General features: G+C 69.6%; 25 protein-coding genes, 2 tRNA genes and 2 pseudogenes. 14 read left to right on the top strand and 15 right to left on the bottom strand.

Features of this window, described 5'->3' with window-relative positions:
* Positions 1 to 24: 24 nt before the first annotated feature.
* The 3 genes and pseudogenes from HDC93_RS07745 to HDC93_RS07735 form a co-directional block, all read right to left on the bottom strand.
* Positions 25 to 1371: a cytochrome P450 gene (locus HDC93_RS07745; RefSeq protein ID WP_260419463.1), complete on the bottom strand. Its 1347-nt coding sequence runs from the start codon at positions 1369 to 1371 to the stop codon at positions 25 to 27.
* A 119-nt stretch (positions 1372 to 1490) separates the two neighbouring features.
* Entirely contained in the window at positions 1491 to 2219 is a 729-nt protein-coding gene (locus tag HDC93_RS07740) for a ScbR family autoregulator-binding transcription factor (protein WP_185008479.1), read from the bottom strand.
* A 99-nt stretch (positions 2220 to 2318) separates the two neighbouring features.
* A pseudogene (locus HDC93_RS07735) lies at positions 2319 to 2811 on the bottom strand (LuxR C-terminal-related transcriptional regulator); the annotation flags it as partial.
* Between HDC93_RS07735 and HDC93_RS07730 the strand changes: the two are divergent.
* Both HDC93_RS07730 and HDC93_RS07725 read left to right on the top strand, forming a co-directional pair.
* Complete coding sequence (locus HDC93_RS07730; RefSeq protein ID WP_398984174.1) at positions 2758 to 3441, top strand: ABC transporter permease; 684 nt, start codon at positions 2758 to 2760, stop codon at positions 3439 to 3441. The pseudogene HDC93_RS07735 and the gene HDC93_RS07730 overlap by 54 nt on opposite strands.
* Positions 3438 to 3971, top strand: a complete 534-nt coding sequence (locus HDC93_RS07725) for a helix-turn-helix domain-containing protein (protein WP_185008473.1) — start codon at positions 3438 to 3440, stop codon at positions 3969 to 3971. The genes HDC93_RS07730 and HDC93_RS07725 overlap by 4 nt, the downstream gene beginning before the upstream one ends.
* Positions 3972 to 4075: 104 nt before the next feature.
* Here HDC93_RS07725 and HDC93_RS07720 read toward each other — a convergent pair.
* Positions 4076 to 4159 (bottom strand) — tRNA-Leu (locus HDC93_RS07720).
* 481 nt (positions 4160 to 4640) lie between these two features.
* Between HDC93_RS07720 and HDC93_RS07715 the strand changes: the two genes are divergently transcribed.
* The 7 genes from HDC93_RS07715 (at position 4641) to HDC93_RS38190 (ending at position 13334) form a co-directional block, all read left to right on the top strand.
* Positions 4641 to 5501 (top strand): DUF3662 and FHA domain-containing protein, encoded by an 861-nt coding sequence (locus HDC93_RS07715; RefSeq protein ID WP_185008471.1) that lies wholly within the window; start codon positions 4641 to 4643, stop codon positions 5499 to 5501.
* Between the two features lie 10 nt (positions 5502 to 5511).
* A complete protein-coding gene (locus tag HDC93_RS07710) occupies positions 5512 to 6024 on the top strand; it encodes an FHA domain-containing protein (RefSeq protein WP_033309926.1) in 513 nt (170 codons plus the stop codon).
* A gap of 140 nt (positions 6025 to 6164) precedes the next feature.
* Positions 6165 to 7721, top strand: coding sequence for a Stp1/IreP family PP2C-type Ser/Thr phosphatase (locus tag HDC93_RS07705; protein WP_185008469.1), 1557 nt, complete (start codon positions 6165 to 6167; stop codon positions 7719 to 7721).
* Positions 7722 to 7743: 22 nt separating this feature from the next.
* A complete protein-coding gene (locus HDC93_RS07700) occupies positions 7744 to 9201 on the top strand; it encodes an FtsW/RodA/SpoVE family cell cycle protein (protein ID WP_185008467.1) in 1458 nt (485 codons plus the stop codon).
* Complete coding sequence (locus HDC93_RS07695) at positions 9198 to 10676, top strand: penicillin-binding protein 2 (protein ID WP_185008465.1); 1479 nt, start codon at positions 9198 to 9200, stop codon at positions 10674 to 10676. Before HDC93_RS07700 ends, HDC93_RS07695 begins: the two co-directional genes overlap by 4 nt.
* A 169-nt stretch (positions 10677 to 10845) precedes the next feature.
* Positions 10846 to 12873: a Stk1 family PASTA domain-containing Ser/Thr kinase gene (gene pknB / locus HDC93_RS07690; protein WP_185008463.1), complete on the top strand. Its 2028-nt coding sequence runs from the start codon at positions 10846 to 10848 to the stop codon at positions 12871 to 12873.
* Between the two features lie 200 nt (positions 12874 to 13073).
* Entirely contained in the window at positions 13074 to 13334 is a 261-nt protein-coding gene (locus HDC93_RS38190; protein WP_260419462.1) for a hypothetical protein, read from the top strand.
* 6 nt (positions 13335 to 13340) lie between these two features.
* Here the strand turns inward: HDC93_RS38190 and HDC93_RS38185 are convergent, their stop codons facing one another.
* Complete coding sequence (locus tag HDC93_RS38185) at positions 13341 to 13667, bottom strand: hypothetical protein (protein WP_260419461.1); 327 nt, start codon at positions 13665 to 13667, stop codon at positions 13341 to 13343.
* Between HDC93_RS38185 and HDC93_RS39245 the strand changes: the two are divergent.
* Positions 13566 to 14006 (top strand): annotated as a pseudogene (locus HDC93_RS39245) (restriction endonuclease); the annotation flags it as partial. The gene HDC93_RS38185 and the pseudogene HDC93_RS39245 overlap by 102 nt on opposite strands.
* A 192-nt stretch (positions 14007 to 14198) precedes the next feature.
* On the opposite strand, the gene HDC93_RS07680 reads toward HDC93_RS39245, so the two are convergent.
* From HDC93_RS07680 to HDC93_RS07655, 6 genes are read right to left on the bottom strand one after another with little or no spacing between them, the layout of a single operon-like run.
* Entirely contained in the window at positions 14199 to 14948 is a 750-nt protein-coding gene (locus HDC93_RS07680) for a class E sortase (protein WP_185008461.1), read from the bottom strand.
* Between the two features lie 13 nt (positions 14949 to 14961).
* Positions 14962 to 16092 (bottom strand): class E sortase, encoded by a 1131-nt coding sequence (locus tag HDC93_RS07675; protein ID WP_185008459.1) that lies wholly within the window; start codon positions 16090 to 16092, stop codon positions 14962 to 14964.
* Complete coding sequence (locus tag HDC93_RS07670) at positions 16089 to 16727, bottom strand: aminodeoxychorismate/anthranilate synthase component II (protein ID WP_185008457.1); 639 nt, start codon at positions 16725 to 16727, stop codon at positions 16089 to 16091. Before HDC93_RS07670 ends, HDC93_RS07675 begins: the two co-directional genes overlap by 4 nt.
* Positions 16724 to 16921 (bottom strand): hypothetical protein, encoded by a 198-nt coding sequence (locus HDC93_RS07665; protein WP_037668147.1) that lies wholly within the window; start codon positions 16919 to 16921, stop codon positions 16724 to 16726. Before HDC93_RS07665 ends, HDC93_RS07670 begins: the two co-directional genes overlap by 4 nt.
* A gap of 17 nt (positions 16922 to 16938) precedes the next feature.
* A complete protein-coding gene (locus HDC93_RS07660; RefSeq protein ID WP_185008456.1) occupies positions 16939 to 17616 on the bottom strand; it encodes a class E sortase in 678 nt (225 codons plus the stop codon).
* Between the two features lie 20 nt (positions 17617 to 17636).
* Positions 17637 to 18419 (bottom strand): DUF881 domain-containing protein, encoded by a 783-nt coding sequence (locus tag HDC93_RS07655; protein WP_185008454.1) that lies wholly within the window; start codon positions 18417 to 18419, stop codon positions 17637 to 17639.
* A 139-nt stretch (positions 18420 to 18558) separates the two neighbouring features.
* Between HDC93_RS07655 and crgA the strand changes: the two genes are divergently transcribed.
* Entirely contained in the window at positions 18559 to 18813 is a 255-nt protein-coding gene (gene crgA / locus HDC93_RS38175; protein ID WP_030846986.1) for a cell division protein CrgA, read from the top strand.
* A 254-nt stretch (positions 18814 to 19067) separates the two neighbouring features.
* Here crgA and HDC93_RS07645 read toward each other — a convergent pair whose 3' ends face one another.
* Together HDC93_RS07645 and HDC93_RS07640 are read right to left on the bottom strand one after the other, a co-directional pair.
* Entirely contained in the window at positions 19068 to 19958 is an 891-nt protein-coding gene (locus tag HDC93_RS07645; RefSeq protein ID WP_185008452.1) for a rhomboid family intramembrane serine protease, read from the bottom strand.
* 88 nt (positions 19959 to 20046) lie between these two features.
* Entirely contained in the window at positions 20047 to 20574 is a 528-nt protein-coding gene (locus HDC93_RS07640) for a peptidylprolyl isomerase (RefSeq protein ID WP_097217938.1), read from the bottom strand.
* 338 nt (positions 20575 to 20912) lie between these two features.
* Between HDC93_RS07640 and HDC93_RS07635 the strand changes: the two genes are divergently transcribed.
* The gene (locus HDC93_RS07635; RefSeq protein ID WP_185008450.1) at positions 20913 to 21614 is read left to right on the top strand and encodes a DUF5324 family protein; all 702 of its coding nucleotides are present in this window, start codon (positions 20913 to 20915) and stop codon (positions 21612 to 21614) included.
* A 161-nt stretch (positions 21615 to 21775) separates the two neighbouring features.
* On the opposite strand, the gene HDC93_RS07630 is transcribed toward HDC93_RS07635, so the two are convergent.
* Positions 21776 to 21848 (bottom strand) — tRNA-Ala (locus HDC93_RS07630).
* 182 nt (positions 21849 to 22030) lie between these two features.
* On the opposite strand from HDC93_RS07630, the gene HDC93_RS07625 reads away from it, so the two are divergent.
* Both HDC93_RS07625 and HDC93_RS07620 read left to right on the top strand, forming a co-directional pair.
* Entirely contained in the window at positions 22031 to 22579 is a 549-nt protein-coding gene (locus HDC93_RS07625) for a DNA-binding protein (protein ID WP_031105349.1), read from the top strand.
* A gap of 290 nt (positions 22580 to 22869) precedes the next feature.
* On the top strand, positions 22870 to 24333 hold the full coding sequence (locus HDC93_RS07620) for a serine/threonine-protein kinase (protein WP_185008448.1): 1464 nt from the start codon (positions 22870 to 22872) through the stop codon (positions 24331 to 24333).
* A 34-nt stretch (positions 24334 to 24367) separates the two neighbouring features.
* Here the strand turns inward: HDC93_RS07620 and HDC93_RS07615 are convergent, their stop codons facing one another.
* Entirely contained in the window at positions 24368 to 25645 is a 1278-nt protein-coding gene (locus HDC93_RS07615; RefSeq protein WP_185008446.1) for a hypothetical protein, read from the bottom strand.
* Between the last annotated feature and the right edge of the window lie 50 nt (positions 25646 to 25695).

Raw genomic sequence — 25695 nt, 5'->3', positions numbered from 1 at the left:
TAATACTGCAACCGCATCGCAGTACTAAGCCTCCGCCGCCTCCGTCTCCGCTTCCCCCGCCTCCGTCTCCGCTTCCCCCGCCCGCGTCTCCGTTGTCTCCGCCGCCTCCGGGCGCGGGCCGCCGCCCGGATCCCGGCCGTGCAGAAGCACCGGCAGCTCCTCGTGGCCGGTGGAGATGATGGACCGCAGCCGCTTCGGCGGACGCGACGGATCGGCCAGGGCCAGCCTCGGGAAGCGCGCGAACAGCGACGTCAGGGCCACGGTGGCCTCGGCCATGGCCAGGGGCCGGCCCAGGCAGTGGTGCACGCCGTGGCCGAAGGACACGTGGTCGCGGCTGGTGACACGTGTGACGTCGAAGCGTTCGGCGTCCGGCCCGTGCCGCTCGGGGTCGCGCCCGGCGCCCGCGAAGGAGACCACCAGCGGGTCGCCCTTCGGGATGGTCAGGCCCGGCTCGATCTCGATGTCCTCGACGGCGTAGCGCAGACCCGACATGGCGCCCGGCGCCTCGAAGCGCAGCGACTCCTCCAGGGCGTCCTCCCAGGTCGCCCGCCCGGAGCGGACGAGGTCGAGCTGGTCGGGGGCGGCGAGCAGGCTGTGCACGGTGTTGTCGATGAGGTTGACGGTCGTCTCGAACCCGGCGGTGAGCAGCAGGATCAGGTTGTCCATCAACTCCTGTTCGCCGATGCTGCCTTCGTCGTGCGCGGCGATGAGCGCCGTCGTCAGGTCGTCGGCCGGGTGCTCGCGCTTGTACCGGAGGAACGCGGTCAGCGTGCCGTAGAGGTCGACGGCGTTGGCCTGGGCGTCCTCCAGGGAGATCGCGGTGTCGAAGAAGCGGCTGATGATGCGGTAGAGGGCCGCGCGCGGCCCGTCCTCGCCGGGCGGTACGCCGAAGAGCTCGCACACCACCTCGTGCGGGACGGGCGCCGCGAACGCCGCCCGCAGATCGACGACTTCGCCCTCGGGGACGCGCTCCAGGGCGTCCAGTGCCTGGTCGACGATCTCCTGGACGCGCGGCAGCAGCGCGTCGACGCGGCGTTTGGTGAAGGCGGCGGCCATCGGCTTGCGCAGCCGGCTGTGGTCGGAGCCGTAGGCGGTGACCATGTTGCGCACCGAGACCCAGATGGCGAGCGGCCAGGTGCGGGAGATGTCCCCGTTGATCCAGGCCGGCCAGTGCTGATAGGCGTCCTTGCTCGTCTCGGGGCCGGCCAGGAGCCGCTTGTTCAGCTCCAGGCCGGTGATCCACCACGCCCGTACACCGCCGGGGAGTTCGACCTCCACGGCCGGGCCCTGGGCACGGATCCGGGATATCTCGCCGTAGAGGTCCTGACCGGTCGGGTCGATCGACAGGAAGGGGCAGGCCTGCTGTGCCATGACTCATCGCTCCTTGGTCCAGAGGCTGGGAGACCATCGTGCGATCCGCAGGCCGAAAAGACTTGGCAACCGGTTTGTTTTAGCCATGGCCTCACTCACGGTCGGCCGGCGGCGTGTGACTACCGCAGCGCGAGCCCCAGCCGGCCCGCCTCCGCCTGAACGCCCGGCCCGGCCGGCCCACTCCCCGCCGATCCGCTCCCCACCGATCCGCTCCCAGCGGGCCCGCTCCCCACCGCTTCACTCCCCGCCGGATCCAGCGTCCCGGCCAGGCACGGCGCCGCCAGGCACGGCAGCAGCAGCTGCCACAGGTCGGTCAGCGAGGGCCGGGCGAGCCAGCCGTCGTCCTCGCGGGCCAGCACCTCGATGCCGGTCGTGGCGGCCAGGACGACGGCGCTGGTGCGCTGCGGCGTCACCCCGGCGGCGAGTTCACCGCCGTGCTCCGCCTCTGCCAGCAGCCCCTGCACGCACTCCCGCCATTCCCGGCGCAGGTCCCGCACCCGCCCGGCGACCTGCTCGGCGTTCAGCCGCAGCCCGGCCCGGACCACGACGTCGGCGCAGAGCAGCCGGGCGACGCGGTGGGTGACGTCCACGAGGCGTTGCAGGGCGCTGCCGTCACCGTCGCGATGACCGGCCGCGGCCTCGCGCAGGGCTTGTTCGGCCGCGTGCTCGACGGCCTCGGCGACGGCGGCCTTGTTGGCGAAGTGGAAGTGCAGCGCGCCGGAACTGACACCGGCTCCCGCGCTGATCTCCGCCAGGCTCGCCCGGACGAATCCGCGGGCCTCGAACTGTTCGGCCGCCGACCGGATCAGCGCGAGACGGGTCCGGACGGCCCGGTCCTGTTTGGTCACCCGTGGCTCCCCTGCAGGGCTCTGATGGCGACGCAATGAAACCAACTCACTCGTTTTTATACAACGCGTCGATGGCGACACGGCCTTGGGCGCGCGTCCTCAAGCCCGCAGGTACGCCAGCACGGCCAGCACCCGGCGGTGGGTCGCGTCCGCCGGCGGCAGGTCCAGCTTGGCGAGGATGCCGGAGACGTGTTTGCCCACGGCCGCCTCGGAGACGACCAGTTCGCGGGCGATCGCGCTGTTGGACCTGCCCTCGGCGATCAGCGCCAGCACCTCCCGCTCGCGCGGGGTGAGCCGCTCCAGCGGGTCGCGGCGGCGGCGCAGCAACTGCCGTACGACCTCGGGGTCGACGACCGTGCCGCCGTCCGCCACCTTGCCGAGTGCCTCGACGAACTCCTCGACCTGGCCGACGCGGTCCTTGAGCAGATAGCCGACGCCCGTGCCGTCGCCGGAGTCCAGCAGCTCGGCGGCGTACCGGCGCTGCACGTACTGGCTGAGGACCAGCACGGGCAGCGTGGGCCGCTCCCCGCGCAGCCGCGTGCAGCCCCTCATCCTGGAAGCAGGGCGGCATGCGCACGTCCGTGAGCGCAACGCCCCGGGAGCCGGCGTCGACCGCGTGGACGTGGCCCTCGATCAGGGCACGGCCCCGGGCCCCGTGGCCACCGCCCTGCGCAGGGCGATCGGCACGCACGGCGGCGAGGTCCTCACCCGGGACGCGTGGATCCGGGCCACCCACCCCGAAACCAACCGCACCACCCGTCTCGGCCTCCTGCTGGTCCTCGGCATCGCCCTGCTCTACACGGGCATCTCCGTGGCCGACACCACGGTCATGGCGGCCGCCGACCGGGCCCGCGACCTGGCCGTGCTGCGGCTGGCCGGAGCCACCCGGTGGCAGATGCTGCGGCTGACCGCGGCCGAGGCCCTGACGGCCGTCGCCGCCGGAGCGCTCCTCGGCCTGCTGGTCACCGGCGTCAACCTGGCCGGGATGTGGGGCGCCCTCGCTCTGCTGTCGGTCCCGCCCACGATCACCCTCCCGTGGCAGGCCCTCGGCACGACGGCGCTCGCCTGCGCCCTCCTGGCCATGATCTGCGCGACGGTCCCCGCCGCCCTCGCCCTGCGCCGCCGCCCGGCGGACCTCGCCGGGATCCGCGCACAGCCCTCCGGACCGGGTCGATCTCATCATGAGACCAGCCGGGGCAAGCCGCCTACAGTGGGGCCATGAGACGGACCTCGTTCGGCAACTGGCCCTGCTCGATCGCCCGCACCGCCGACATCCTGGGCGACGCCTGGACCCTGCTGGTCCTGCGCGAGGTCTTCTACGGCGAATCCCGCTTCGACGGCTTCATCGGCACCCTCGGCATCGCCCGCAACACCCTCACCGACCGGCTGCGGCGCCTGGAGGCCGAGGGCCTGCTGCGGCGGCACGTCTACCAGCGGGACCCCGTCCGCCACGAGTACCTGCCCACGGACAAGGGCCGCGACTTCTTCGGTGTGCTCGCCGCGATCAACGCCTGGGGCGACCGCTGGCTGGCCGGCGAGGACGGCGCCCCGGTGGTCCTGCGCCACACGCCCTGCGACCACGACACCGAGGCCCGGGTCGTCTGCTCCGCCTGCGGCGAGCCCCTGCAGCAGCGGGACATGAGCGCCCGGACCGGCCCCGGCTACCCGGCCCGCCTCCTCGACGACCCGGTCGTACGGGAACGCTTCGCCCCGGGGCGGACGCTCGGCGACGGCCCGGCCGACCAGGCCTGAGAGCTTCCTCACACGGCGGGAACCCGGGCCGGGCCGGGAGAACCGCCACATCCGGCAAACACGAAGAACGGGCGGCATCCGATCGATGCCGCCCGTTCCGACGGTGCGCGAGGGGGGAGTTGAACCCCCACGCCCTTGCGGGCACTGGAACCTGAATCCAGCGCGTCTGCCTATTCCGCCACCCGCGCATTGGGTGTGTCCTGGGCGCCTGCCCCTTGGGGCGTGGCGCCTTCCGACACCCAGAACATTAGCACGCCGGAAGGGGCAGGTTCACATCCCTTATCCCCGCAGGCAGACCCCCCAGCGAACCTTCGATGCCCCTGCCACGTATCAACCCGTACCGGTTCACGTATCAACCTCGTACCGGTACCCGCCGTCTCCGCAGGAGGGGGTCGGGGTCCACAGTCAGGTGCGGGACACTGGTCTTCAGCCGCCTCTACGATCCTTGCAGGCATACCGGAGGCGGTTACGCGCAGCAGTACCACCGGAGGAGTTCGAGGAGGAGCTCCACAGGGAACTTCGTCACGCGTCGACACCCGTCGGCGGGGCTGACAGGGGGAACCAGCCGATCGAGCGGCGCGTGGATACGATCAGTAAGCAGTACCAGCAGTACCCGGCAAGCGGCCCGCAGGGCAGTACACAGGACGGCAGCCAAGGAGGAGGTGCCCCATGGGAGTCCTGAAGAAGTTCGAGCAACGTCTCGAAGGTCTGGTCAACGGCACCTTCGCCAAGGTGTTCAAGTCCGAGGTCCAGCCCGTGGAGATCGCCGGAGCGCTCCAGCGCGAGTGCGACAACAACGCCACCATCTGGAACCGCGACCGGACGGTCGTGCCCAACGACTTCATCGTCGAGCTGAGCACTCCTGACTTCGAGCGGCTCAGCCCCTACTCCGGCCAGCTCGGCGACGAGCTCGCCGGCATGGTGCGCGACTACGCCAAGCAGCAGCGCTACACCTTCATGGGCCCGATCAAGGTGCACCTGGAGAAGGCGGACGACCTCGACACCGGCCTGTACCGGGTGCGCAGCCGCACGCTCGCCTCCTCCAGCAGCCAGCAGGGCGGCCCGGGAGGCGGCGCCGCCGCACCCGCCGCCCCGCAGGGCGGACGCCCCGGCGGCTACGGCTACCCGCCCGCCACGGCGCCCTCCGGCGCCCCGCCCATGCCGTCCGCGCCGCCCCCCGGCGGCCGACCCGGCGGCTACGGCTACCCGCCCGCCGCGAGCGGCCAGCGGCCCCAGGCCGCCGGCGGACGCACCCGCCACTGGATCGAGATCAACGGCACCCGCCACCAGATCTCCCGCTCGACCCTGGTGATGGGCCGCAGCACCGACGCCGACGTGCGGATCGACGACCCCGGCGTCTCCCGCCGGCACTGCGAGATCCGGACCGGAACGCCCTCGACGATCCAGGATCTCGGATCCACCAACGGCATCGTGGTGGACGGGCAGCACACCACCCGCGCTACGCTCCGCGACGGCTCGCGGATCGTCGTGGGCAGCACCACCATCATTTACCGGCAAGCCGAAGGGTGAAGCGGGGGCAATGTCAGAGCTGACCCTCACGGTCATGCGGCTGGGTTTCCTGGCCGTACTGTGGCTGTTCGTGATCGTGGCCGTGCAGGTCATCCGCAGCGACCTGTTCGGTACGCGTGTCACGCAGCGCGGTTCGCGCCGCGAGGCAGGCAGGCAGCAGCAGGCCGCCGCCCGCCAGGCGCCACCGCAGCAGCGCCAGCAGCCCGCCGGAGGCCGGCGCGGCCGTAACGCCCCCACCAAACTGGTCGTGACCGAGGGCACCCTCACCGGCACCACGGTCGCGCTCCAGGGCCAGACCATCACCCTGGGCCGGGCGCACGACTCGACGATCGTGCTGGACGACGACTACGCCTCCAGCCGCCATGCCAGGATCTACCCGGACCGCGACGGCCAGTGGATCGTCGAGGACCTCGGCTCCACCAACGGCACGTACCTGGACCGGTCCCGGCTGACGACTCCCACACCGATTGCGCTGGGCGCGCCGATCCGCATCGGCAAGACCGTCATCGAGCTGCGGAAGTAGTGCTACATCATGGATAGGCGCGAGCGGAGCGAGCACGCAGTGGCGGGCCCCACCCCGGCCCCCCGCGCGCTCCCGACCGGAGGGTGGGCAGTGTGGCTCGACACGACCGGCTGTACCCGGAGCCGACAGGCGAGGTGCGCATGAGTCTGTCACTGCGCTTCGCGGCCGGATCGCACAAGGGCATGATCCGGGAGGGCAACGAGGACTCCGGTTACGCCGGCCCGCGCCTGCTCGCCATCGCCGACGGCATGGGCGGCGCGGCGGCCGGTGAGGTCGCCTCCTCCGAGGCCATCTCCACCATCGTCGCCCTCGACGACGACGTCCCCGGCTCCGACGTCCTCACCTCGCTCGGCACCGCGGTACAGCGCGCCAACGACCAGCTGCGCTCGATGGTCGAGGACGACCCCCAGCTGGAGGGCATGGGCACCACCCTGACCGCCCTGCTGTGGACGGGCCAGCGCCTCGGACTCGTGCACGTCGGCGACTCGCGCGCGTACCTGCTCCGCGACGGCGTCCTCACCCAGATCACCCAGGACCACACCTGGGTGCAGCGCCTGGTCGACGAGGGCCGGATCACCGAGGAGGAGGCGACCACACACCCGCAGCGCTCGCTGCTGATGCGCGCCCTCGGATCCGGCGACCACGTCGAGCCGGACCTGTCCATCCGCGAGGTCCGCGGCGGCGACCGCTACCTGATCTGCTCCGACGGCCTGTCCGGCGTGGTGTCCCACCAGACCCTGGAGGACACCCTCGCCAGCTACCAGGGCCCCCAGGAGACCGTCCAGAACCTGATCGAGCTGGCGCTGCGCGGCGGCGGCCCGGACAACATCACGGTCATCGTCGCCGACGTCCTCGACCTCGACACCGGCGACACCCTCGCGGGGCAGCTGTCCGACACCCCCGTCGTGGTCGGCGCCGTCGCCGAGAACCAGCACCAGCTGCACGACAACGGCATCATGCAGACCCCCGCCGGCCGCGCCTCCGGGCTCGGCCGCCAGGGGCACGGCCGGGGCGGCGGGGGCGGCGAGTTCGGCCCGCCCGGATCCGGCGACACCACCGGCTACATCCCGGCAGCCGGCTTCGACTACGGCGACGACGACTTCACCAAGCCCCGCAAGAAGGGCCGGTGGCTGAAGAGATCCCTCTACGGCGCCCTCGCACTGGCCGTCATCGGCGGCGGCCTGTACGGCGGATACCGCTGGACGCAGACGCAGTACTACGTCGGCACCGAGGAGCAGCACGTCGCGCTGTACCGGGGCATCAGCCAGGACCTGGCCTGGGTCTCGCTCTCGAAGGTCGAGAAGGACCACCCCGAGATCGAACTCAAGTACCTGCCGCCCTACCAGCAGAAGCTGGTCGAGGCGACGATCCCCGAGGGCGGACTGAAGGACGCCCAGGCGAAGATCCAGGAACTGTCGGTGCAGGCCTCCGCGTGCAAGAAGGAGGCGCAGCGGCGCGACGCCGAGAGCAAGAACAACTCCAAGACCGGCGAAGGCGAGGCCGGGGGCACCACGGGAACCACTCCCGCCTCCTTCACGTCCAAGGCCACACCGACGCCGAACCCGTCCAGCCCGTCGGGTTCACCGTCGGCCCCGGAGAAGTCCACGCCCCCGACCACGACCGCACCCACTCCCAGCCCCGGCCCCAGCCTCTCGGAGGAAGAGCAGAAGGTCGTCTCGCTGTGCGGTAAGCAGTAGCCGTGAGAGGCCCTGTCACACGATGAGCGGTACGAATACGTCGCACTCGCCGACGAACCACACGTCCACGATCGGCGCCATCGGCGCGCCGAGCCGGCGCAACACCGAGCTCGCGCTGCTGGTGTTCGCCGTCGTCATCCCGGTGTTCGCCTACGCCAACGTCGGCCTGGCGCTCCACGACTCGGTGCCGCCGGGCCTGCTGAGCTACGGGCTCGGGCTCGGCCTGCTCGCGGGCGTCGGGCATCTCGCCGTACGGAAGTTCGCGCCGTACGCCGACCCGCTGATGCTGCCGCTGGCGACGCTGCTCAACGGGCTCGGACTGGTCATCATCTGGCGCCTCGACCAGTCGGAGAAGCTGCAGGCGAGCAAGCAGTTCGTCGAGGCGGCCCCACGGCAGCTGCTGTACTCCGCGATGGGCGTCGCCCTGCTGGTGGTCGTGCTGCTCTTCCTCAAGGACCACCGGGTCCTGCAGCGCTACACGTACATCTCGATGGCCGGTGCGCTGTTCCTGCTGATCCTGCCGCTCGTGCCCGGACTCGGCGCGAACATCTACGGCGCCAAGATCTGGATCAAGATCCCCGGCCTCGGCACACTCCAGCCCGGTGAGTTCGCGAAGATCGTCCTCGCGGTGTTCTTCGCCGGCTACCTCATGGTCAAGAGAGACGCCCTGGCCCTGGCCAGCCGCCGCTTCATGGGCCTGTACCTGCCGCGCGGCCGCGACCTCGGTCCGATCCTCGTGGTCTGGGTGATCTCGATCCTCATCCTGGTCTTCGAGACCGACCTCGGTACATCCCTGCTGTTCTTCGGGATGTTCATCATCATGCTGTACGTCGCCACCGAGCGGACCAGCTGGATCGTCTTCGGTCTGCTGATGTCCGCGGTCGGCGCCGTCGGTGTGGCGAGCTTCGAGCCGCACATCCAGACGCGTGTGCAGGCCTGGCTGGACCCGATGCGCGAGTTCGAGCTCTCCCGCGCCGGCGTCCAGGACGGCATCGTCCACTCCGAGCAGGCCATGCAGGCCCTGTGGGCCTTCGGCTCCGGCGGCACGCTCGGCACCGGCCTCGGACAGGGCAACTCCGACCTCATCGGCTTCGCCGCCAACTCCGACTTCATCCTCGCCACCTTCGGCGAAGAGCTGGGCCTGGCCGGCGTCATGGCGATCATGCTGCTCTACGGTCTGATCGTCGAGCGCGGTGTGCGCACCGCCCTCGCGGCCCGCGACCCGTTCGGCAAGCTGCTGGCCATCGGCCTGTCCGGCGCCTTCGCCCTCCAGGTCTTCGTCGTGGCCGGCGGTGTGATGGGCCTCATCCCGCTGACCGGTATGACGCTGCCCTTCGTGGCCTACGGCGGATCCTCCGTGATCGCCAACTGGGCGCTGATCGGCATCCTGCTGCGGATCAGCGACACGGCCCGCCGCCCGGCCCCCGCTCCCGCCGCCAACCCCGACGCCGAGATGACCCAGGTGGTCCGCCCGTCATGAACAAGCCCCTGCGCCGGATCGCGATCTTCTGTGGCCTGCTCGTCCTGGCACTGCTGATCCGTGACAACTGGATCCAGTACGTCCAGGCCGACGAGCTCAGGACCGACAAGAACAACCGCCGCGTCATCATCGAGCGCTACGCCTCCCCCCGCGGCGACATCATCGTCGACGGGAAGCCGATCACCGGTTCCGCCGAGACGCCGGGCAGCGACTTCAAGTTCAAGCGCACCTACAAGGACGGCCCCATGTGGGCGCCGGTCACCGGCTACGCCTCGCAGGCCTTCGGCGCCAGCCAGATCGAGAACATCGAGGACGGCATCCTCACCGGCAACGACGACCGGCTGTTCTTCCGCAACACGCTCGACATGCTCACGGGCAAGAAGCAGCAGGGCGGCAACGTCGTCACGACGCTGAACGCCGCCGCGCAGAAGGCCGCGTACAACGGCCTGAAGCGGCAGGGCGGCAAGGGCTCTGTCGTCGCCCTGGAGCCGTCCACGGGCAAGATCCTCGCGCTCGCCTCCTACCCGTCCTACGACCCCTCCTCCTTCGCGGGCAACTCCACGTCGAAGGACGGCGAGGCGTGGAACAAGCTGCAGAAGAAGAACAACCCGAACGACCCGATGCTCAACCGGGCACTGCGCGAGACCTACCCGCCCGGCTCCACCTTCAAGGTGGTCACCGCGGCCGCGGCGCTGGAGGACGGTCTGTACACGTCCGCCGACGCCAAGACGGACTCGCCCGACCCGTGGATCATGAAGGGCACCACCACCAAGCTGCCCAACGAGGGCAACATCCCCTGCGAGAACGCGACGCTGCGGGTGGCCCTCCAGTACTCCTGCAACACCGTCTTCGGCAAGATCGGCTCCGACCTCGGCAACGACAAGATGCTGGACATGGCCAAGAAGTTCGGCTTCGACGAGGAGCAGTTCACGCCGGTCCGCGCCAACGCCTCGGTCTTCTCCGACAAGATGAACCCGTCGCAGACCGCACTGTCCTCCATCGGCCAGTTCAACACCGCCGCGACCCCGCTGCAGATGGCCATGGTCGCCTCGGCCGTCGCCAACGACGGCAAGCTGATGAAGCCGTACATGGTGGACGAGCTCCAGTCGCCCGGCCTCGACCCGATCGAGAAGACCGACCCCCAGGAGCTGAGCCAGCCGCTGTCGGCGGAGAACGCCCAGATCCTCCAGTCGATGATGGAGACGGTCGTCGACAAGGGCACCGGCTCCAACGCCAAGATCGACGGCGTCAAGGTGGGCGGCAAGACCGGTACCGCCCAGCACGGCGTCGACAACAGCGAGAACCCCTACGCGTGGTTCATCTCCTACGCCAAGGGCGAGGACGGCAGCGCGCCGGTCGCCGTGGCGGTCGTCGTCGAGGACGACAACGCCGTCCGTGACGACATCTCCGGCGGCGGCCTCGCGGCCCCGATCGCGAGGAACGTGATGGAGGCGGTCATCGACAGCAAGAAGTGACCCCGCTCACGCCTGCTTCACATCGGTGCACGTTGCGATACCGGTCCTGTATCGGCTGACGGGCTTGGCCAGGTCACACAAAGCGAGCCGGGTACGGTAGGCCCGGACGGCAGCCTCCGACCGTACAAGCGTGCCGGTCGGGACCGACGGAGAGGGCTGGTAGGTAGCTATGGAAGAGCCGCGTCGCCTCGGCGGCCGGTACGAACTGGGCCAGGTGCTCGGGCGTGGTGGCATGGCGGAGGTCTACCTCGCGCATGACACCCGCCTCGGCCGCACTGTGGCGGTGAAGACGCTGCGCGCGGATCTCGCGCGTGACCCTTCCTTCCAGGCCCGGTTCCGCCGGGAGGCCCAGTCGGCCGCCTCGCTCAACCATCCCGCGATCGTCGCGGTCTACGACACGGGCGAGGACTACATCGACAACGTGTCGATCCCGTACATCGTCATGGAGTACGTGGACGGCTCGACGCTGCGTGAGCTGCTGCACTCCGGCCGCAAGCTCCTGCCGGAGCGTGCCATGGAGATGACCATCGGCATCCTCCAGGCCCTCGAGTACTCCCACCGCGCCGGCATCGTCCACCGCGACATCAAGCCGGCGAACGTCATGCTGACGCGCAACGGCCAGGTCAAGGTCATGGACTTCGGCATCGCCCGCGCCATGGGCGACTCCGGCATGACGATGACGCAGACCTCCGCGGTCATCGGCACCGCCCAGTACCTCTCGCCGGAGCAGGCCAAGGGCGAGCAGGTCGACGCCCGGTCCGACCTGTACTCGACCGGCTGTCTGCTCTACGAACTGCTGACCGTCCGCCCGCCGTTCGTCGGCGACTCCCCGGTGGCCGTGGCCTACCAGCACGTCCGCGAGGAGCCGCAGTCCCCGAGCGTCTTCGACCCCGAGATCACGCCCGAGATGGACGCGATCGTGCTGAAGGCACTCGTCAAGGACCCGGACTACCGCTACCAGTCGGCCGACGAGATGCGCGCCGACATCGAGGCCTGCCTCGACGGCCAGCCCGTCGCCGCGACGGCCGCGATGGGCGCCGTGGGCTACGGCGGCTACCCCGACGACCAGCCGACGACGGCCCTGCGCGCCGACTCCGGCGCCGGCGCCACCTCCATGCTGCCCCCGATGAACCCGGACGACGGCGGCTACGGCTACGACGACCGCCCCGACCGCCGCCGCGGCCAGCAGCGCAAGTCCAACACCTCCACGATCCTGCTGGTGGTGGCCGGCATCCTGGTCCTGGTCGGGGCGATCCTGATCGGCCGGTGGGCGTTCAGCGGCGACGGAGGCGTGGGCAACAACTCGCTCGAAGCGCCCAACTTCGTCGGTGAGACGAAGAAGAGCGCCCAGCAGCGGGCCAAGAACTCCGACCTGGAGCTGTCGTTCTCCAGCAAACCCTGCGATGACCAGAGCAAGGGCAAGGTCTGCTCCCAGGACCCGAAGGCCGGGGTCGAGGTCAACAAGGGCGACACCATCAACCTCGTGGTGTCGACCGGGGCACCGAAGGTCGCAGTGCCGAGCGTCGTCGGCGACAAGCTGGACGACGCCAAGGCGACGCTGGAAGGCGACAAGTACGAGTTCGAGGTCGAGACGAAGTCGAAGGAGTCCTCGGAGGAGCCCGGCACCGTCCTCGAGCAGAACCCGGAATTGGGCGAGGAGGTGGAGAAGGGCTCCACGATCACCCTCACCATCGCCAAGGCCGAAGCGAAATCCACGGTCCCGGACGTGCTCGGCCAGAGCTGTGACGCGGCCAAGCAGCAGATGCAGGCCAGCGACCTGGTCGGCAACTGCACCGAGGTGGAGACCGACGACGACAACCAGGTCGGCAAGGTCATCCAGACCACACCGCAGGCGGGCACGTCGGTCGACCCGAACTCCTCGGTCAACATCCAGATCGGCAAGAAAAAGCAGCAGAAGGTCAAGGTCCCGCAGGTCGTCGGCCAGACGGTCGGCCAGGCCAAGCAGATCCTCGCGCAGGCCGGCTTCACCAACATCCAGTTCGCGGGCGGCAGCGACCAGAGCGACAACGCCCTCGTGGCCGGCCAGAACCCGGGTCCGAACCAGGAGGTCGACGACCCGGCGGCCACGACGATCACCCTCCAGACCGTCGGCGTCGGAGGCGGCAACGGCAACGGCAACGGCAACGGCAACGGCGGCATCTTCGGCGGCCTCAGCGGCAGCAACGAGGACGACTGACCCCGCCCGCCCACATCTACACACCCCAGAGCCCCCGGCCCACCCACCGAGGCCGGGGGCTCTGCCGTGCGCAGCCGACGACAGACTCGCAAAGGTGTGCGTCCGTCAATCGTGTCTTCATATGTCCCGACTCGTTCACCTGGTGGGGTGGGGTGGGGAATCGGAACCCCGCCTCGGCCACACGAGCCGAAGGGCAGAACGTGATCAACGAAACGGCCTTGCTGGAATCACCGACCCTGCGCGGCAGCGTGCTCGCCCGCACGGACGTACTCGACAGGGTCAAGGCACTGTCGCTGCTGCCGGACGGGATGCATGTGACGACCGCGATGGTGGCGTCGTACTTCGACGTCGGTCTCGAAGCCATCAAGTCGCTCGTCAAGGACCACCGAACCGAGCTGGAGGCCAGCGGCTACCGACTCCTGACCGGCGAAGAACTGAGGTCCTTCAAGAACCTCAGTTGAATCCGGTCACACACCCGATCCCTGGCCCTCTTCCCCCGGCGCGCCGTCCTCAACATCGCCATGCTGCTCCGAGACAGCGAAGTCGCACGTCAGGTGCGTGTGTACCTCCTCGACACGGAGTACCTGGCACGCACACAGCCTGTGGAAAACCCCACCCCGATGGACGCCGCCTCCCTCGACGCCCGCATCGACCAGCGCATCACCCACATCCTGGGGACGACCGTCGTCCCCATGTTCAACGCCCTGATCGAAACGTCGGGCGAGCACCGGCGAGAGCTCATCGCCCTCCGGGCAGGCGTCCAGCGCATCGAGAAGCGACTCCGACAGCACCACACCCGGCTACAGCGACTGGAAAGCCCCCGGGAGAACCGCCCCCTCGCCGGAGTCATGGCCGCCATGGACGCCATGAACGGGCGCGAGTTCGAAGAACACGTCGCCGAGCTGCTGCGCCGCGACGGCTGCACCGACGTCGTCGTGCAAGGCGGCGGAAGGGACCGGGGCATCGACATCACCGCGCGCACGGCCGACGGGCGGCGCATCGTCGTCCAGTGCAAGAGGTTCGCGCCTCACCTCTCCATCACCAGCCCCGAAATCCAGAAGTTCCTCGGGGCGGCCAAGGTGCTGCACGACTCCGAAGTGGCCCTGTTCGCGGCGACCTGCCCCTTCACCCGCGACGCCCTCAACATCGCAGCCGAGAGCGGCATCACCCCCGTACACCGTGGGCTGCTGGAGGACTGGAGCGCCGGGGCGGCCCTGACCGTCCTGGAGTGGCGACCGGAGCGCGCAAAGGCCCGAAGCCGCAAGAGAAAGTTGCGGCTTCGGGCCTCCGTCATGCTAGCGGTCGGCCTCCCCCGAAGAAGGCAATCAGCCCAGTTCCTTCGGCGGTGTCCGGTCCGCGTTCACCTTCTCCACCCGCTCCAGCTCGCCCCACACGATGTACCGGTACGTGCTCGTGTACACCGGCGTGCAGGTCGTCAGGGTGATGTAGTGGCCCGGCTTCTTCCTGCCGGACTCCTTCGGGACCTGGGAGAGGACCTTGACGTTGAACTTCGACGTCTCGGGGAGGATGCCGTAGACCTTGTAGACGAACCACTTGTCCTTCGTCTCGAAGACGATGGGGTCGCCCTTCTTGATCTTGTCGATGTTGTGGAACCTGGCCCCGTGGCCGTCGCGGTGGGCGGCGAGGGAGAAGTTGCCGTTCTTGCCCGACATCGGCAGGGTCGCCTTGACCGGATCGGTGTAGTAGCCGGCGACGCCGTCGTTGAGGATCTTGTTCGACGTGCCCTTCTCGACCAGGACCTCGCCGTTCTCCATCGCGGGAACGTGCAGGAAGCCGATGCCGTCCTTGGTGTCCAGCACGCCGGGGCCGCCCCGGCCGTGCGCCCAGTCCTCACGGACCTTGTCGGCCTGCTTGCCGGCAGCGCGGTCGGCGACCACGTTCGTCCACCACAACGAGTAGACGACGAACAAGCCGAGGACCAGGCCCGCGGTGATGAGGAGTTCCCCGAAGAAGCTGACCGCCATGGCGATCGGGCCGGGTCTGCGACGTGCCGCAGGCGGCCGGGACGCCCCGCCGGTGTGCTTCTCGTGGTCGGTGTCGGTGGTCGCTGCCACTGGTCATCTGCCCTTAACTGACGAGCGCATCCGGCTTGCCCTTGCTGCGCGGCCGTTCCTCGACCATCTTGCCCCAGACGATCATCCGGTACTTGCTGGTGAACTCCGGCGTGCACGTGGTCAGCGTGATGTAGCGGCCGGGCTTGGTGAAACCGGAGCCCGCGGGCACCGGATTCAGGACGCTCGTGTTGCTCGGCGACGTCACCGGCAGGATCGACGCCATCTTGTAGACGAAGTACTCGTCCTGCGTCTCCACGACGATCGGGTCGCCCGGAGCGAGCTTGTTGATGTACCGGAACGGTTCTCCGTGGGTGTTGCGGTGACCCGCGAGCCCGAAGTTGCCGCTCTTGTCGCCGGGCATCGCCGTCTTCAGCGCGCCCTCGGCGTAGTGGCCGACCATGCCCCGGTCGAGCACACCCTTGCTGCTGGTGCCCTCGGCGATCGGGACGACCACGTCCAGCTTCGGAATGTGCAGGATGGCGAAACCCTGCCCCGGTTCGAACGCCCCGGGGTTGCGCTTGCCGCTCGCCCAGTCGTTCTGGAGGCTGCTGGCCTCCTGGCCGGCCTGGGCGTGCGCCCGGACGTTCGTCCACCACAGCTGGTAGGTGACGAACAGCAGCATCACCACGCCGGTGGTGATGAACACCTCTCCTATCGCCCGGCTCGCGACGACCGCCGCGCCGGGCCTGCGCGCCCGCGCCTGCCGCCGCGCCTCGACCCGTGACAGCGGCGCCCGCGACGTGCTGCCCGTGCCGGTGTCGCGGCCGGCATGGACGTCCGACGAAGTGTCCGACGCACCGCCATGGCGTCCGTGACGGCGCTTGGCGGCCTTTCTGCGGGCCGCGCGCCCACCGTGGGCGGGCCCGTCCTGCCGCGAGGCGGAAGAGCCCGCAGAGCGCGTTGTGGAGTCGCCGGTCCCCGGCGGTGGATCCGGAATCCGCAGCGCCACCGTCTCCTCGTCGGGAGGCGGCAGATACATCTCCTCCGGGACGGGTTCGTACGACCCGTACGGCTGCTGCGGCTGCGACTGCGGGGACACACCGTACGTCTCCCCGCCCGACCACTCCTCGAACACACCCCGCGCCCCGTACGACTGCTGCCCGTACGAGGTGTCGGACTCGCGCTCGGGGCGCAGGGCGGTCACGCCGAGGCCCTGCCCACCACCGGGGCGAGCCCGGCCGACCTCGCCACCGCACCCTGGTCGCCGCACTCCACCAGCCAGTTGGCCAGCATCCGGTGCCCATGCTCGGTCAGCACCGACTCCGGGTGGAACTGCACACCCTCGACCGGAAGTTCGCGATGCCTCAGGCCCATCACGATGCCGTCGTGCGTGCGGGCCGTGACCTCCAGCTCCGCCGGGACCGTGGCGGGCTCGGCGGCCAGCGAGTGGTAACGCGTCGCCGTGAACGGGGAGGGCAGGCCGGCGAAGACACCGCCACCGCCGTGCTCGACCAGCGAGGTCTTGCCGTGCAGCAGCTCGGGCGCGCGGTCCACCACACCGCCGTACGCCACCTGCATCGACTGCATGCCGAGACAGACGCCGAAGACCGGAACGCCCGAGCCGGCGCAGTGCCGGACCATGTCGACGCAGACACCGGCCTGCTCGGGCGTGCCGGGACCCGGGGAGAGCAGGACCCCGTCGAAGCCGTCCTGGGCGTGCGCCGTCGACACCTCGTCGTTGCGCAGGACCTCGCACTCGGCACCGAGCTGGTAGAGGTACTGGACCAGATTGAAGACGAAGCTGTCGTAGTTGTCGACGACGAGAATGCGCGCGCTCACTGGTTGTCCACCGTCACATCGTTGAAGGGCAGCAGCGGTTCCGCCCACGGGAAGACGTACTGGAAGAGGACGTAGACCACGGCCACGACCAGGACGAGTGAGATCACTGCCTTCGCCCACGTGTTCCCCGGCAGATGCCGCCAGATCCAGCCGTACATGCCGTCCCTTCCGTCGTACCACGGCACCAGACCCACGCCGTACAGCCACCAGACTAACGGCGCAGCGCCTCCGGTTTCCCGGCCTCCACGGGCTGGATGGAGTCCAGGTGCGCCCAGACGATCAGACGGTGACTGTGCCCCCACTCCGGTTCGCACGTGGTCAGCGTCAGATACCGGCCCGAACGCGTATACCCGGATGTACGTGGGACAGGGTCGATCACCTCGATGTCCGAGGGCACTGTTTTGTACGGTCCTTTGTCGATCCGATACGTGAACCAGGTCGTGCCGTCGGTCAGCACCACCGCGTCACCCTGCCTGAGCTCGGCAAAGTCCTTGAACGGGTCCCCGTACGTGCGGCGGTGGCCGGCGACGGCGAAGTTCCCCCTCTGCCCGAGCTGGGCCGTCTCGGCGTAGTGGCCGAGGCCCTTCTTCAGGGTGCCGGTGGCGGTGCCTTCGAGCACGGGCTTGTTCCACGTGAAACCTAGCCGCGGTATGTACATGATCGCGAAAGGCCTGCCCTTGGCGTAGGGCGCCGGCTTCGCCGGGCCCACGGGGGAGCCGGCAGCCGGCGGACGGGGCTTGGACCACTCCTTCCGGAGCAGGTCGATCTGGTCGTCCATGACGCCATCGGCCTTCACACCGGTCCAGAAGAGCACGTAGACGACGAACAGCACGATCAGGCTGCCGACGGTGATGCACAGTTCGCTGACGGTCCTGACGATCACACGCACCGGCAGCTCCCCCGGTCCGGCTACTGCTCCACGGGCTTCGCGTAATGCAGATCCACTGTGCCCGAGTAGCCGGGCAGAGTCACCGGGCCGTTCTCCTCGACTTTCCAGCCGAGCCCGTAGACATTGACGTAGACCATGTAGTTCTGGATCGCCGGGGAGGCCGCGAGCGCCTTCTGCAGCTTGCCCGGGTCACCGACCGCTGTGATCTTGTACGGCGGTGAGTAGACGCGGCCCTGGAGGATCAGGGTGTTGCCCACGCAGCGCACGGCGCTGGTGGAGATCAGCCGCTGGTCCATGACCTTGATCCCCTTGGCCCCGCCCTGCCACATCGCGTTCACCACGGCCTGGAGGTCCTGCTGGTGGATGACCAGGTAGTCGGGCTGCGGCTCGGGGTAGCCGGGAAGCTTGGCGGTGGCGTCCGGCGGGGCGTCGTTGAGCGTGACCGTGAGCGAGTCGCCCTTGAGCTTCTGCGTGCCCGCACGCTTCTCCAGGGCCGTCAGCTTGTCGTCCTCCGCCTTGGTGCTGCCGTCGTCGCGCTCGGCGAGAGCCTCTATGTCCTGGCGAAGGGTGCCGTTGGTCTCATCCAGCTCGCCGTTCTCCCGGCTGCGCTCGTGGATGAGGTCGGACAGCTTCAGCAGCGAACTGTCCGTGCGGATGTTGGTGCCCTTGGCGGTATCGAAGCTGGTGAAGAAGATGAGCCCCGCGAGAGCGAACACGGCCGCCGTGAGGACGCGCACGGGCCGAAAACGGCGCTCGCGCTCAGGGGTGGATCCCGTCCCGGGGGAGTCGGCAGAATTGCTCAACGTACCCTTATCTCCTTCGGCGCGGCGGAAGCACTACGCTAACGGACGCCCGGGGGAGCAATCGGAGTCCCCTCACGCTGCCCCGGGACCGACCCAGTTACCTGCGCGGCCACGCAGCGCATCGACAGGAGAGACCCTCGTGCCGAAGTCACGTATCCGCAAGAAGGCCGACTACACGCCGCCGCCTGCCAAGCAGACGACCGCCATCAAGCTGAGCAACCGTGCCTGGGTCGCGCCGGTCATGCTGGCCATGTTCCTCATCGGCCTGGCCTGGATCGTCGTCTTCTACGTCACCGACGGATCGCTGCCCATCGACTCGCTGGGCAACTGGAACATCGTGGTGGGCTTCGGCTTCATCGCCGCCGGATTCGGTGTCTCGACCCAGTGGAAGTAGCGGCCACCACACGGTGAACGCAGCTCTACCCAAGGGTGTTCGCTGAGTTATCCACAGCAGTTTTCCACATGGGGATAATGAAGACGATCTGTGGATAACCCGCTGGACGTTGACGCCGGTGTGACGAAAGTACCGGTCTTCGAAAGCTTGTTCGCCCCCTGCCTGACCTGCGGAAACGTAGGTCGGCGACAGGGGGCACATGCGTTCCCGCACCGTATGCACAAGATCCGACACCCGCTGTGGACAACACCTGGTCAGACGAGCTGTGCCGTCCTCAGAACGGTCATGAGCACGACCACGCCCAAGACCAGGGCGCAGGTGCCGTACTGGACCAGTGTGCGGCGCTCACGCGGGGCGTGGACCATGGCGTATCCGACGACGACACCGGCGACCAGGCCTCCGATGTGGGCCTGCCAGGAGATGTTGAACCCCGGGCTGAAGGTGAAGATCAGGTTGATCACCAGCAGCGCGATGATCGGCCGCATGTCGTAGTTGAGCCGGCGCATCAGCACGGCCGTGGCACCGAACAGGCCGAAGATCGCGCCGGAGGCGCCCAGGGTGGCCGTGCTCGGGGACGCCAGGAGGTAGGCGAGTGCGCTGCCCGCGAGGCCGGAGATGAAGTACAGCGCGAGATAGCGGGCGCGGCCCAGTGCCGCTTCGAGCGGGCCGCCGAGCCACCACAGGCTGAGCATGTTGAACGCGATGTGCCAGATCTCCTGGTGCGTGAACATCGACGTCACCATGCGGTACCACTCGCCTCCCGCCACGCCTTGTGTGGGCGTGAAGGGCGCCGGCGGCCAGGCGCCGAGCAGGACGATGTCGTTGAGCAGCGACTCGTGGACCTGGACGGCGATGAACACGGCCAGGTTGATGCCGATGAGGATCTTGGTCAGCAGCCGGGGGTCGGCGGCGATGGAGCCGCCCGCGATCGTCCGGGGCATGGCGGCCGTGGGCGAGTGGCCTGTGCCGGAACCGGTGCGGACGCACTCGGGGCACTGGAAGCCGACGGAGGCGTTGACCATGCACTCGGGGCAGATCGGGCGTTCGCAGCGCGTGCAGCGGATGCCCGTCTCGCGGTCCGGGTGGCGGTAGCACATGGGGACGCTGTGGGCGTCCTGCGGGCTGCCCGCAGCCTGGTCGTCCATGGTCTCCCCTAGGTCGTGTGAGAAAAGTCCGCCCCGCCCATCCTTACGGATGAGCGGGGCGATTGGTTCCCTGCGGGAGCCGTCGCACTCAGCGGGTCTCGATGACGACCGACTCGATGACCACGTCGTTCAGCGGCCGGTCGGTGCGCGGGTTCGTCTGGGTCGTGGCGATGGTGTCCACGACCTTCTGGCTGGCCGCGTCGGTGACCTCGCCGAAGATGGTGTGCTTGCGGTTCAGCCACGCCGTCGGGGAGACGGTGACGAAGAACTGCGAGCCGTTGGTGCCCGGTCCGGCGTTGGCCATTGCCAGCAGGTAGGGCTTGTCGAAGCGCAGGTCAGGGTGGAACTCGTCCTCGAACTGGTAGCCGGGACCGCCGGTGCCGTTGCCCAGCGGGTCACCGCCCTGGATCATGAAGCCACTGATCACCCGGTGGAAGACCGTGCCGTCGTAGAGCTTGTCCGTGGACTTCTCGCCCGTCTCCGGGTGGGTCCACTCCCGCTCGCCCTGGGCGAGCTCGACGAAGTTCTTGACCGTCTTGGGCGCGTGGTTCGGCAGAAGCCGGACTTCGATGTCGCCGTGATTGGTCTTCAGGGTGGCGTAGAGCTGCTCAGCCACGATCTGCCTTCCGTTGTCTTTCCGTGACCCCCTGATCCTCGCACGGACCGGCCCTCGCGTCGTCCGGCCTCGGTGCGGCGGGGGGAAACCCTCGGCGGGCGTCCGCAGAAAATCAGGCCAGTAGTCCCGGGGCGGGGGCGCTGGGCGGCGATCCGTGGCATTGTCGACGACAAGCTCCTGTTGCCCCCTATTCATCCGCTATCGCACGTGATCGGCTCCGGATGCCGACTTGTGTGACCCGGATGCCCTTCCGTGCATGCCTGGTCGTGCGCCAGGAGGCATGATCCGTAAAAGGGTGGAAAGTCGAAATACCGTACGCCACCGAGGAGGAGGAACCCGTGACCCGCATCGACAGCGTGCGCGCCGCGACTGGTTCGGCGAAGGACAGCGTGCTGCACGCCGCGGAAGTGGTGGCGCCCTACGCCGACACGGCCAAGGACAGGGCCGCGCACTACGCACACGAGGCACGCGTACGGCTAGCGCCCAAGGTGACGCAGGCCGCAGGGCAGGCGCGTGTCCAGTACGGCACTCTGGTGCAGCCGTATCTGGAGCAGGCCCGCACGCATGTGCCGCCGAAGGTCGACCAGGCCGCCCAGGAAGCCGCCGAACGCACCCGTAAGGCCGCCCGCCAGGCGGCGGAGTTCTCCAGGCCGAGGATCGAGCAGGCGGTGGCCGCTGCCGTGCCCGTCACGGCCGAGGCCGCGGCGCGGAGTGCGGCGGCCATGGCCGCGCTGCGCGGCCAGGTCACGTCCAAGGAGATCCAGAAGCTGGTCCGCAAGCACGAACGGCGGGCCAAGGCCGGTAAGGCCATGAAGACGCTGGTGATCCTGGGCGCCGTGGCGGGTGGTGCTTTCGCCGCGTGGAAGTGGTGGGACAAGCAGGCCAACCCGGACTGGCTGGTGGAGCCGCCGGCGGCGACGGAGGTCCCGGAGTCGGGGCACCTGTCGTCCGTGGACGGCACGGGGCCGTCGGTCCTGGACCCGGAGGTCGAGGCCAAGCAGGCCGAGGACGAGGCCGCCGGGCGCGACGACCGTTCCTGAGGGCGCACCGGATATAACAGCGCGGCGGGGCGGGAGACTTGAGGGTCTCCCGCCCCGCCGTGCTGTTTCACGTGAAACACCGGCCGCCCGCAGCCCGTCCCGGTACGTGAAAAATGCCCTCCGGGACCGCGTTTTCGCAGTTCGGAGGGCATTTTTGGAAGTGGAGCCTAGGGGAGTCGAACCCCTGACATCTGCCATGCAAAGACAGCGCTCTACCAACTGAGCTAAGGCCCCGTAAGGGGACGTCCGACCGGATGAACCGCGTCCCGGCGGGCGTCGGAGACCAGAGTACCGGGTCACCCCCGTGGTTCCGCAAAAGGATTGGGGGGTCCCCGTCGCCGACCACTCTCCGTAAGATGCTCGGCGTGGTTCGCTACCGCGAACCGCCGTACATGGGGAAGCGATGGGGAGACGCAATGGACGCCGCACAGCAGGAAGCGACCGCGAGAGCGCGGGAACTGCAGCGGAACTGGTACGGGGAGCCGCTGGGGGCGCTCTTCCGTAGGCTGATCGACGATCTTGGTCTCAACCAGGCTCGTCTCGCGGGGGTTCTGGGACTGTCCGCACCGATGCTGTCGCAGCTGATGAGCGGTCAGCGGGCGAAGATCGGCAACCCGGCTGTCGTGCAGCGGGTGCAGCTGCTGCAGGACCTGGCGGGGCAGGTCGCGGACGGCAGCGTGAGCGCCGCCGAGGCCACCGAGCGCATGGAGGAGATCAAGAAGTCACAAGGGGGGTCGGTGCTCAGCAACACCACACAGACGACGAGCAGTTCGGGGGCGCCCACGGTCAAGCGGGTCGTCCGTGAGATCCAGTCGCTGCTGCGGTCGGTCGCGGCGGCGGGCGACATCATCGACGCCGCGGACACTCTCGCCCCGACCCATCCGGAACTGGCTGAGTTCCTCCGGGTCTACGGCGCCGGCCGCACGTCGGACGCCGTCACGCACTACCAGTCCCACCAGAACTGATCCCACCGCCCGGCGCCGAAGGGGGTTCGGCAGCGGGCTGCGGGTGAGGTGACGGGGGACGCGTCGCGGACGGGCGGGCACGAGGGGGCGTGTTCCGTACGGGGGACCGGTCGACGCGAGGGGATGTACCGCTCATCGAAGGACTCGGGGGAGTCGGGGGATCCCCGCGGTCCGAGGGATTCGGGGGATCCGGGGGATTCGGGGGGGCCGTTTCGCCTGTCGGGGAGTCGTAGCGCTCGCCGAGGGGGAAGCAAGGGGGGAAGCCGCAGGGGGAGGAGCGACGTACAGCCATGGGTGAGGTCTTCGCCGGCCGGTACGAACTGGTCGACCCGATCGGACGCGGAGGGGTCGGCGCCGTCTGGCGCGCCTGGGACCACCGCCGCCGTCGCTACGTGGCCGCCAAGGTTTTGCTCCAGAGCGACGCGCACTCGCTGCTGCGCTTCGTCCGGGAACAGGCCCTGCGGATCGACCACCCCCATGTACTGGCCCCCACCAGCTGGGCCGCCGACGACGACAAGGTCCTGTTCACCATGGATCTGGTCGCGGGCGGATCCCTGGTCCATCTCGTCGGGGACTATGGTCCCCTCCCACCGGCCTTCGTCTGCACTCTGCTCGACCAGCTGCTGGCGGGCCTGGCCGCGGTGCACGCGGAGGGCGTCGTGCACCGTGATGTGAAACCCGCCAACGTGCTGCTGGAGGCCACCGGCACGGGCCGGCCGCGGTTGCGGCTGTCCGACTTCGGCATCGCGATGCGGCTGGGCGAGCCCCGTCTGACGGAGACCAACCTCGTCGTCGGGACGCCCGGTTATCTCGCGCCCGAGCAGATGATGGGCGCCGAACCGGACTTCCCCGCCGACCTGTTCGCGGTGGGGCTGGTCGCGCTGTATCTGCTGGAGGGTGCCAAGCCGGACAGCAAGGCGCTCATCCAGTACTTCGCCGAGCACGGGACGCCCGGTGCGCCCAAGGGCATCCCGGAGCCGCTGTGGCAGGTGGTGGCCATGTTGCTCCAGCCGGATCCGGAGGCGCGGTTCCGTACGGCTACGGGGGCACGCAAGGCCCTCGCCGCCGCCGCGGAGCTCCTGCCGGACCCGGGGCCGGACGACGAGCTGATCGAGATCTTCGACCAACTGGGTCCGCTTCCAAGGGGGTTCGCCCCCGAGGGGCCGTTGGAGAGAGCGAAGGGGCTGGGGCCCAGGCAGGAGCCGCCCAGCTCCTCGGGGGCCGGGGAGGAGGGGTCCCGGCAGGGAGACGGCCAGGGTGAGCTCTCGGTGTCCGGCGGGCAGCACGCCGAGCCTTGGCAGCAAGGCGCCGAGGTGGTGCCGACCGACCCGCGGCGCGCCACCGGCCCCGACTCCGCCTCGTTGCCCTCGATGTCGGACACCGGCAGCTTCCATCTGCCGCCTCCGCAGGCCACCGTCACCTCGTCGCCCACGCCCCGGCCGGTCGGGCCCGCTCCGTATCAGCGGGCGCCCGTCTCCCCCCACGACCCGACGCACCGGCTGTCCCCCGCCCAGCCGCTCCCGCCGGTGTACTCCGGTCCGCCGCTGCCCCCTGCGGAGCAGTACCGCACGGACGCCTCCACGGCCTCGTACACCGCGCAGAGCCCGCAGGCCCCATCGGTCGGCCAAACGCCGTCGCGGCACCGGGCGCAGCGGCGTTCCCATGCCGGGCCTCCGGCCAAGGTGGCGGTGCCGCTGCTGCTCCTCGCGCTGGCCTGCTACGCGGTGGGCTTCTGGGCCCTCACCCGCATCTGAGGGGTCCTGCGCCAGACCAGGGGGCGCTCGCCCGCTACGTCGTGGGCCTCCGCCTGGCCATCACGGTCCAGACCCCGAGTCCCACGAGCAGGGCGCTCCCGGTGCCGATGCCGCCCACGGCGAGTGCCCTCATGGCGGTGTTGTCGGCTGCGGCCACACCCTCCGCGGCCGCCTCACGGTCCTCGTCCGAGACCTCGAAGACGCCCTTGGGCACGGACTCCCCCGCGTACTCGGGCCCCCTCCGGGGCTCCCCGCTCGTGCGGACGCGCAGCGTCATCACGAACGGCCCGTTTCCGAAGGTGTCCGCGACGGCATCCGAGAGGTGGGCGACGAGGTAGTAGGAACCGGCGAAGCGCAGCGCGCCGGCCTGTGCGGTGGCGGCGTAGCGGTTGGCGTGGTCGACCGGTGGCAGTGGAGGCAGGCTCCCGGACTTCTGATCCCCGTCGTAGCCGACCCCCACGTCGGCGACACGGCCGCGCGCGGGGTTGTAGAGATCCAGGTCGAGCGCGTCGGGCGTGTAGCCGGTGCCGCCGGAGGCCGAGCTGCCGAGCTCCGCGGTGACGGACACCTGCTGGCCCCAGTCGACCGGCACCTCGTAGAAGAGGGTCTGGCCGGGCCGGATGTCGTCCCGCCAGACTCCCTGGTCGACGGGGGTCGCCCCGCTGAATCCCGCGCCGCCCTTCCGGCGCTCGGGCTCTCCCTGGAGTGGTTGGGGCGTGGCGGATTTCCATGCCTCGGGCGCGCTGGTCGCCCCGGTCTTCGCTTCCCCGGGTTCCGTCATCGCGACGAGTTCCAGATCCCAGGTGTCCGGCGAGGAGCCCTCACCGTCGGGGTCGGCGCGCTCCACGGACACGAAGTAGGCACCGGCCTTGCGGCACAGTGGCCTGCCGGTCTCGCGCTTGCCCCAGGCCGCTATGGGGTGGGGGCTGCGTGCGGCTCCGAAACTCGCGGTGTCGTCGGAGCAGGTGTTGCCCTCGGCGTCCTGCACGGTCACCTTGACGCCGTCGATGACGGAGACCGTGCTGTCGGGGGAGGGGACGGCGGTGACGGAGACGTACGCGTTCGACGCGGCGTCGAGGTCGAGGCGGTAGCTGACCTTGCCGCTGCTCGGCAGGGAGCTCCTGTAGGTCCCGCCGGGCTTCAGCGGGGCGGCGTCTCCGGTGCTTCGCGCTCCTTCGATGCTCTGCGCGCCGTCGGCGAAGGCGTACGGGCTAGGTGTGCCGGCGGCCTCTCCGGCCGCGGTGGCCTGTCCTGGCACCACGGCCGCTGTCGCCCCCAGCACCACCGCCGCGGCGCCGACGCGCACGGCCACCGCCGGACGGCGGCGCCATGCCCCCGCGCGCAGCCCCCACGCCGTACGAC

It is taken from the genome of Streptomyces sp. AK010, from assembly GCF_014207295.1.
Classification (GTDB): Bacteria; Actinomycetota; Actinomycetes; order Streptomycetales; family Streptomycetaceae; genus Streptomyces; species Streptomyces massasporeus.
This window is presented reverse-complemented; position numbering and strand designations above follow the sequence as displayed.

Coding starts and splice junctions, on each gene's coding strand:
- HDC93_RS07700 (WP_185008467.1), top strand. CDS start 7,744: ATGAGCGGTACGAATACGTCGCACTCGCCGACGAACCACACGTCCACG.
- HDC93_RS07705 (WP_185008469.1), top strand. CDS start 6,165: ATGAGTCTGTCACTGCGCTTCGCGGCCGGATCGCACAAGGGCATGATC.
- HDC93_RS07695 (WP_185008465.1), top strand. CDS start 9,198: ATGAACAAGCCCCTGCGCCGGATCGCGATCTTCTGTGGCCTGCTCGTC.
- HDC93_RS07710 (WP_033309926.1), top strand. CDS start 5,512: ATGTCAGAGCTGACCCTCACGGTCATGCGGCTGGGTTTCCTGGCCGTA.
- HDC93_RS07645 (WP_185008452.1), bottom strand. CDS start 19,958: ATGGACGACCAGGCTGCGGGCAGCCCGCAGGACGCCCACAGCGTCCCC.
- HDC93_RS07715 (WP_185008471.1), top strand. CDS start 4,641: ATGGGAGTCCTGAAGAAGTTCGAGCAACGTCTCGAAGGTCTGGTCAAC.
- HDC93_RS07725 (WP_185008473.1), top strand. CDS start 3,438: ATGAGACGGACCTCGTTCGGCAACTGGCCCTGCTCGATCGCCCGCACC.
- pknB (WP_185008463.1), top strand. CDS start 10,846: ATGGAAGAGCCGCGTCGCCTCGGCGGCCGGTACGAACTGGGCCAGGTG.
- HDC93_RS07745 (WP_260419463.1), bottom strand. CDS start 1,371: ATGGCACAGCAGGCCTGCCCCTTCCTGTCGATCGACCCGACCGGTCAG.
- HDC93_RS07625 (WP_031105349.1), top strand. CDS start 22,031: ATGGACGCCGCACAGCAGGAAGCGACCGCGAGAGCGCGGGAACTGCAG.
- HDC93_RS07620 (WP_185008448.1), top strand. CDS start 22,870: ATGGGTGAGGTCTTCGCCGGCCGGTACGAACTGGTCGACCCGATCGGA.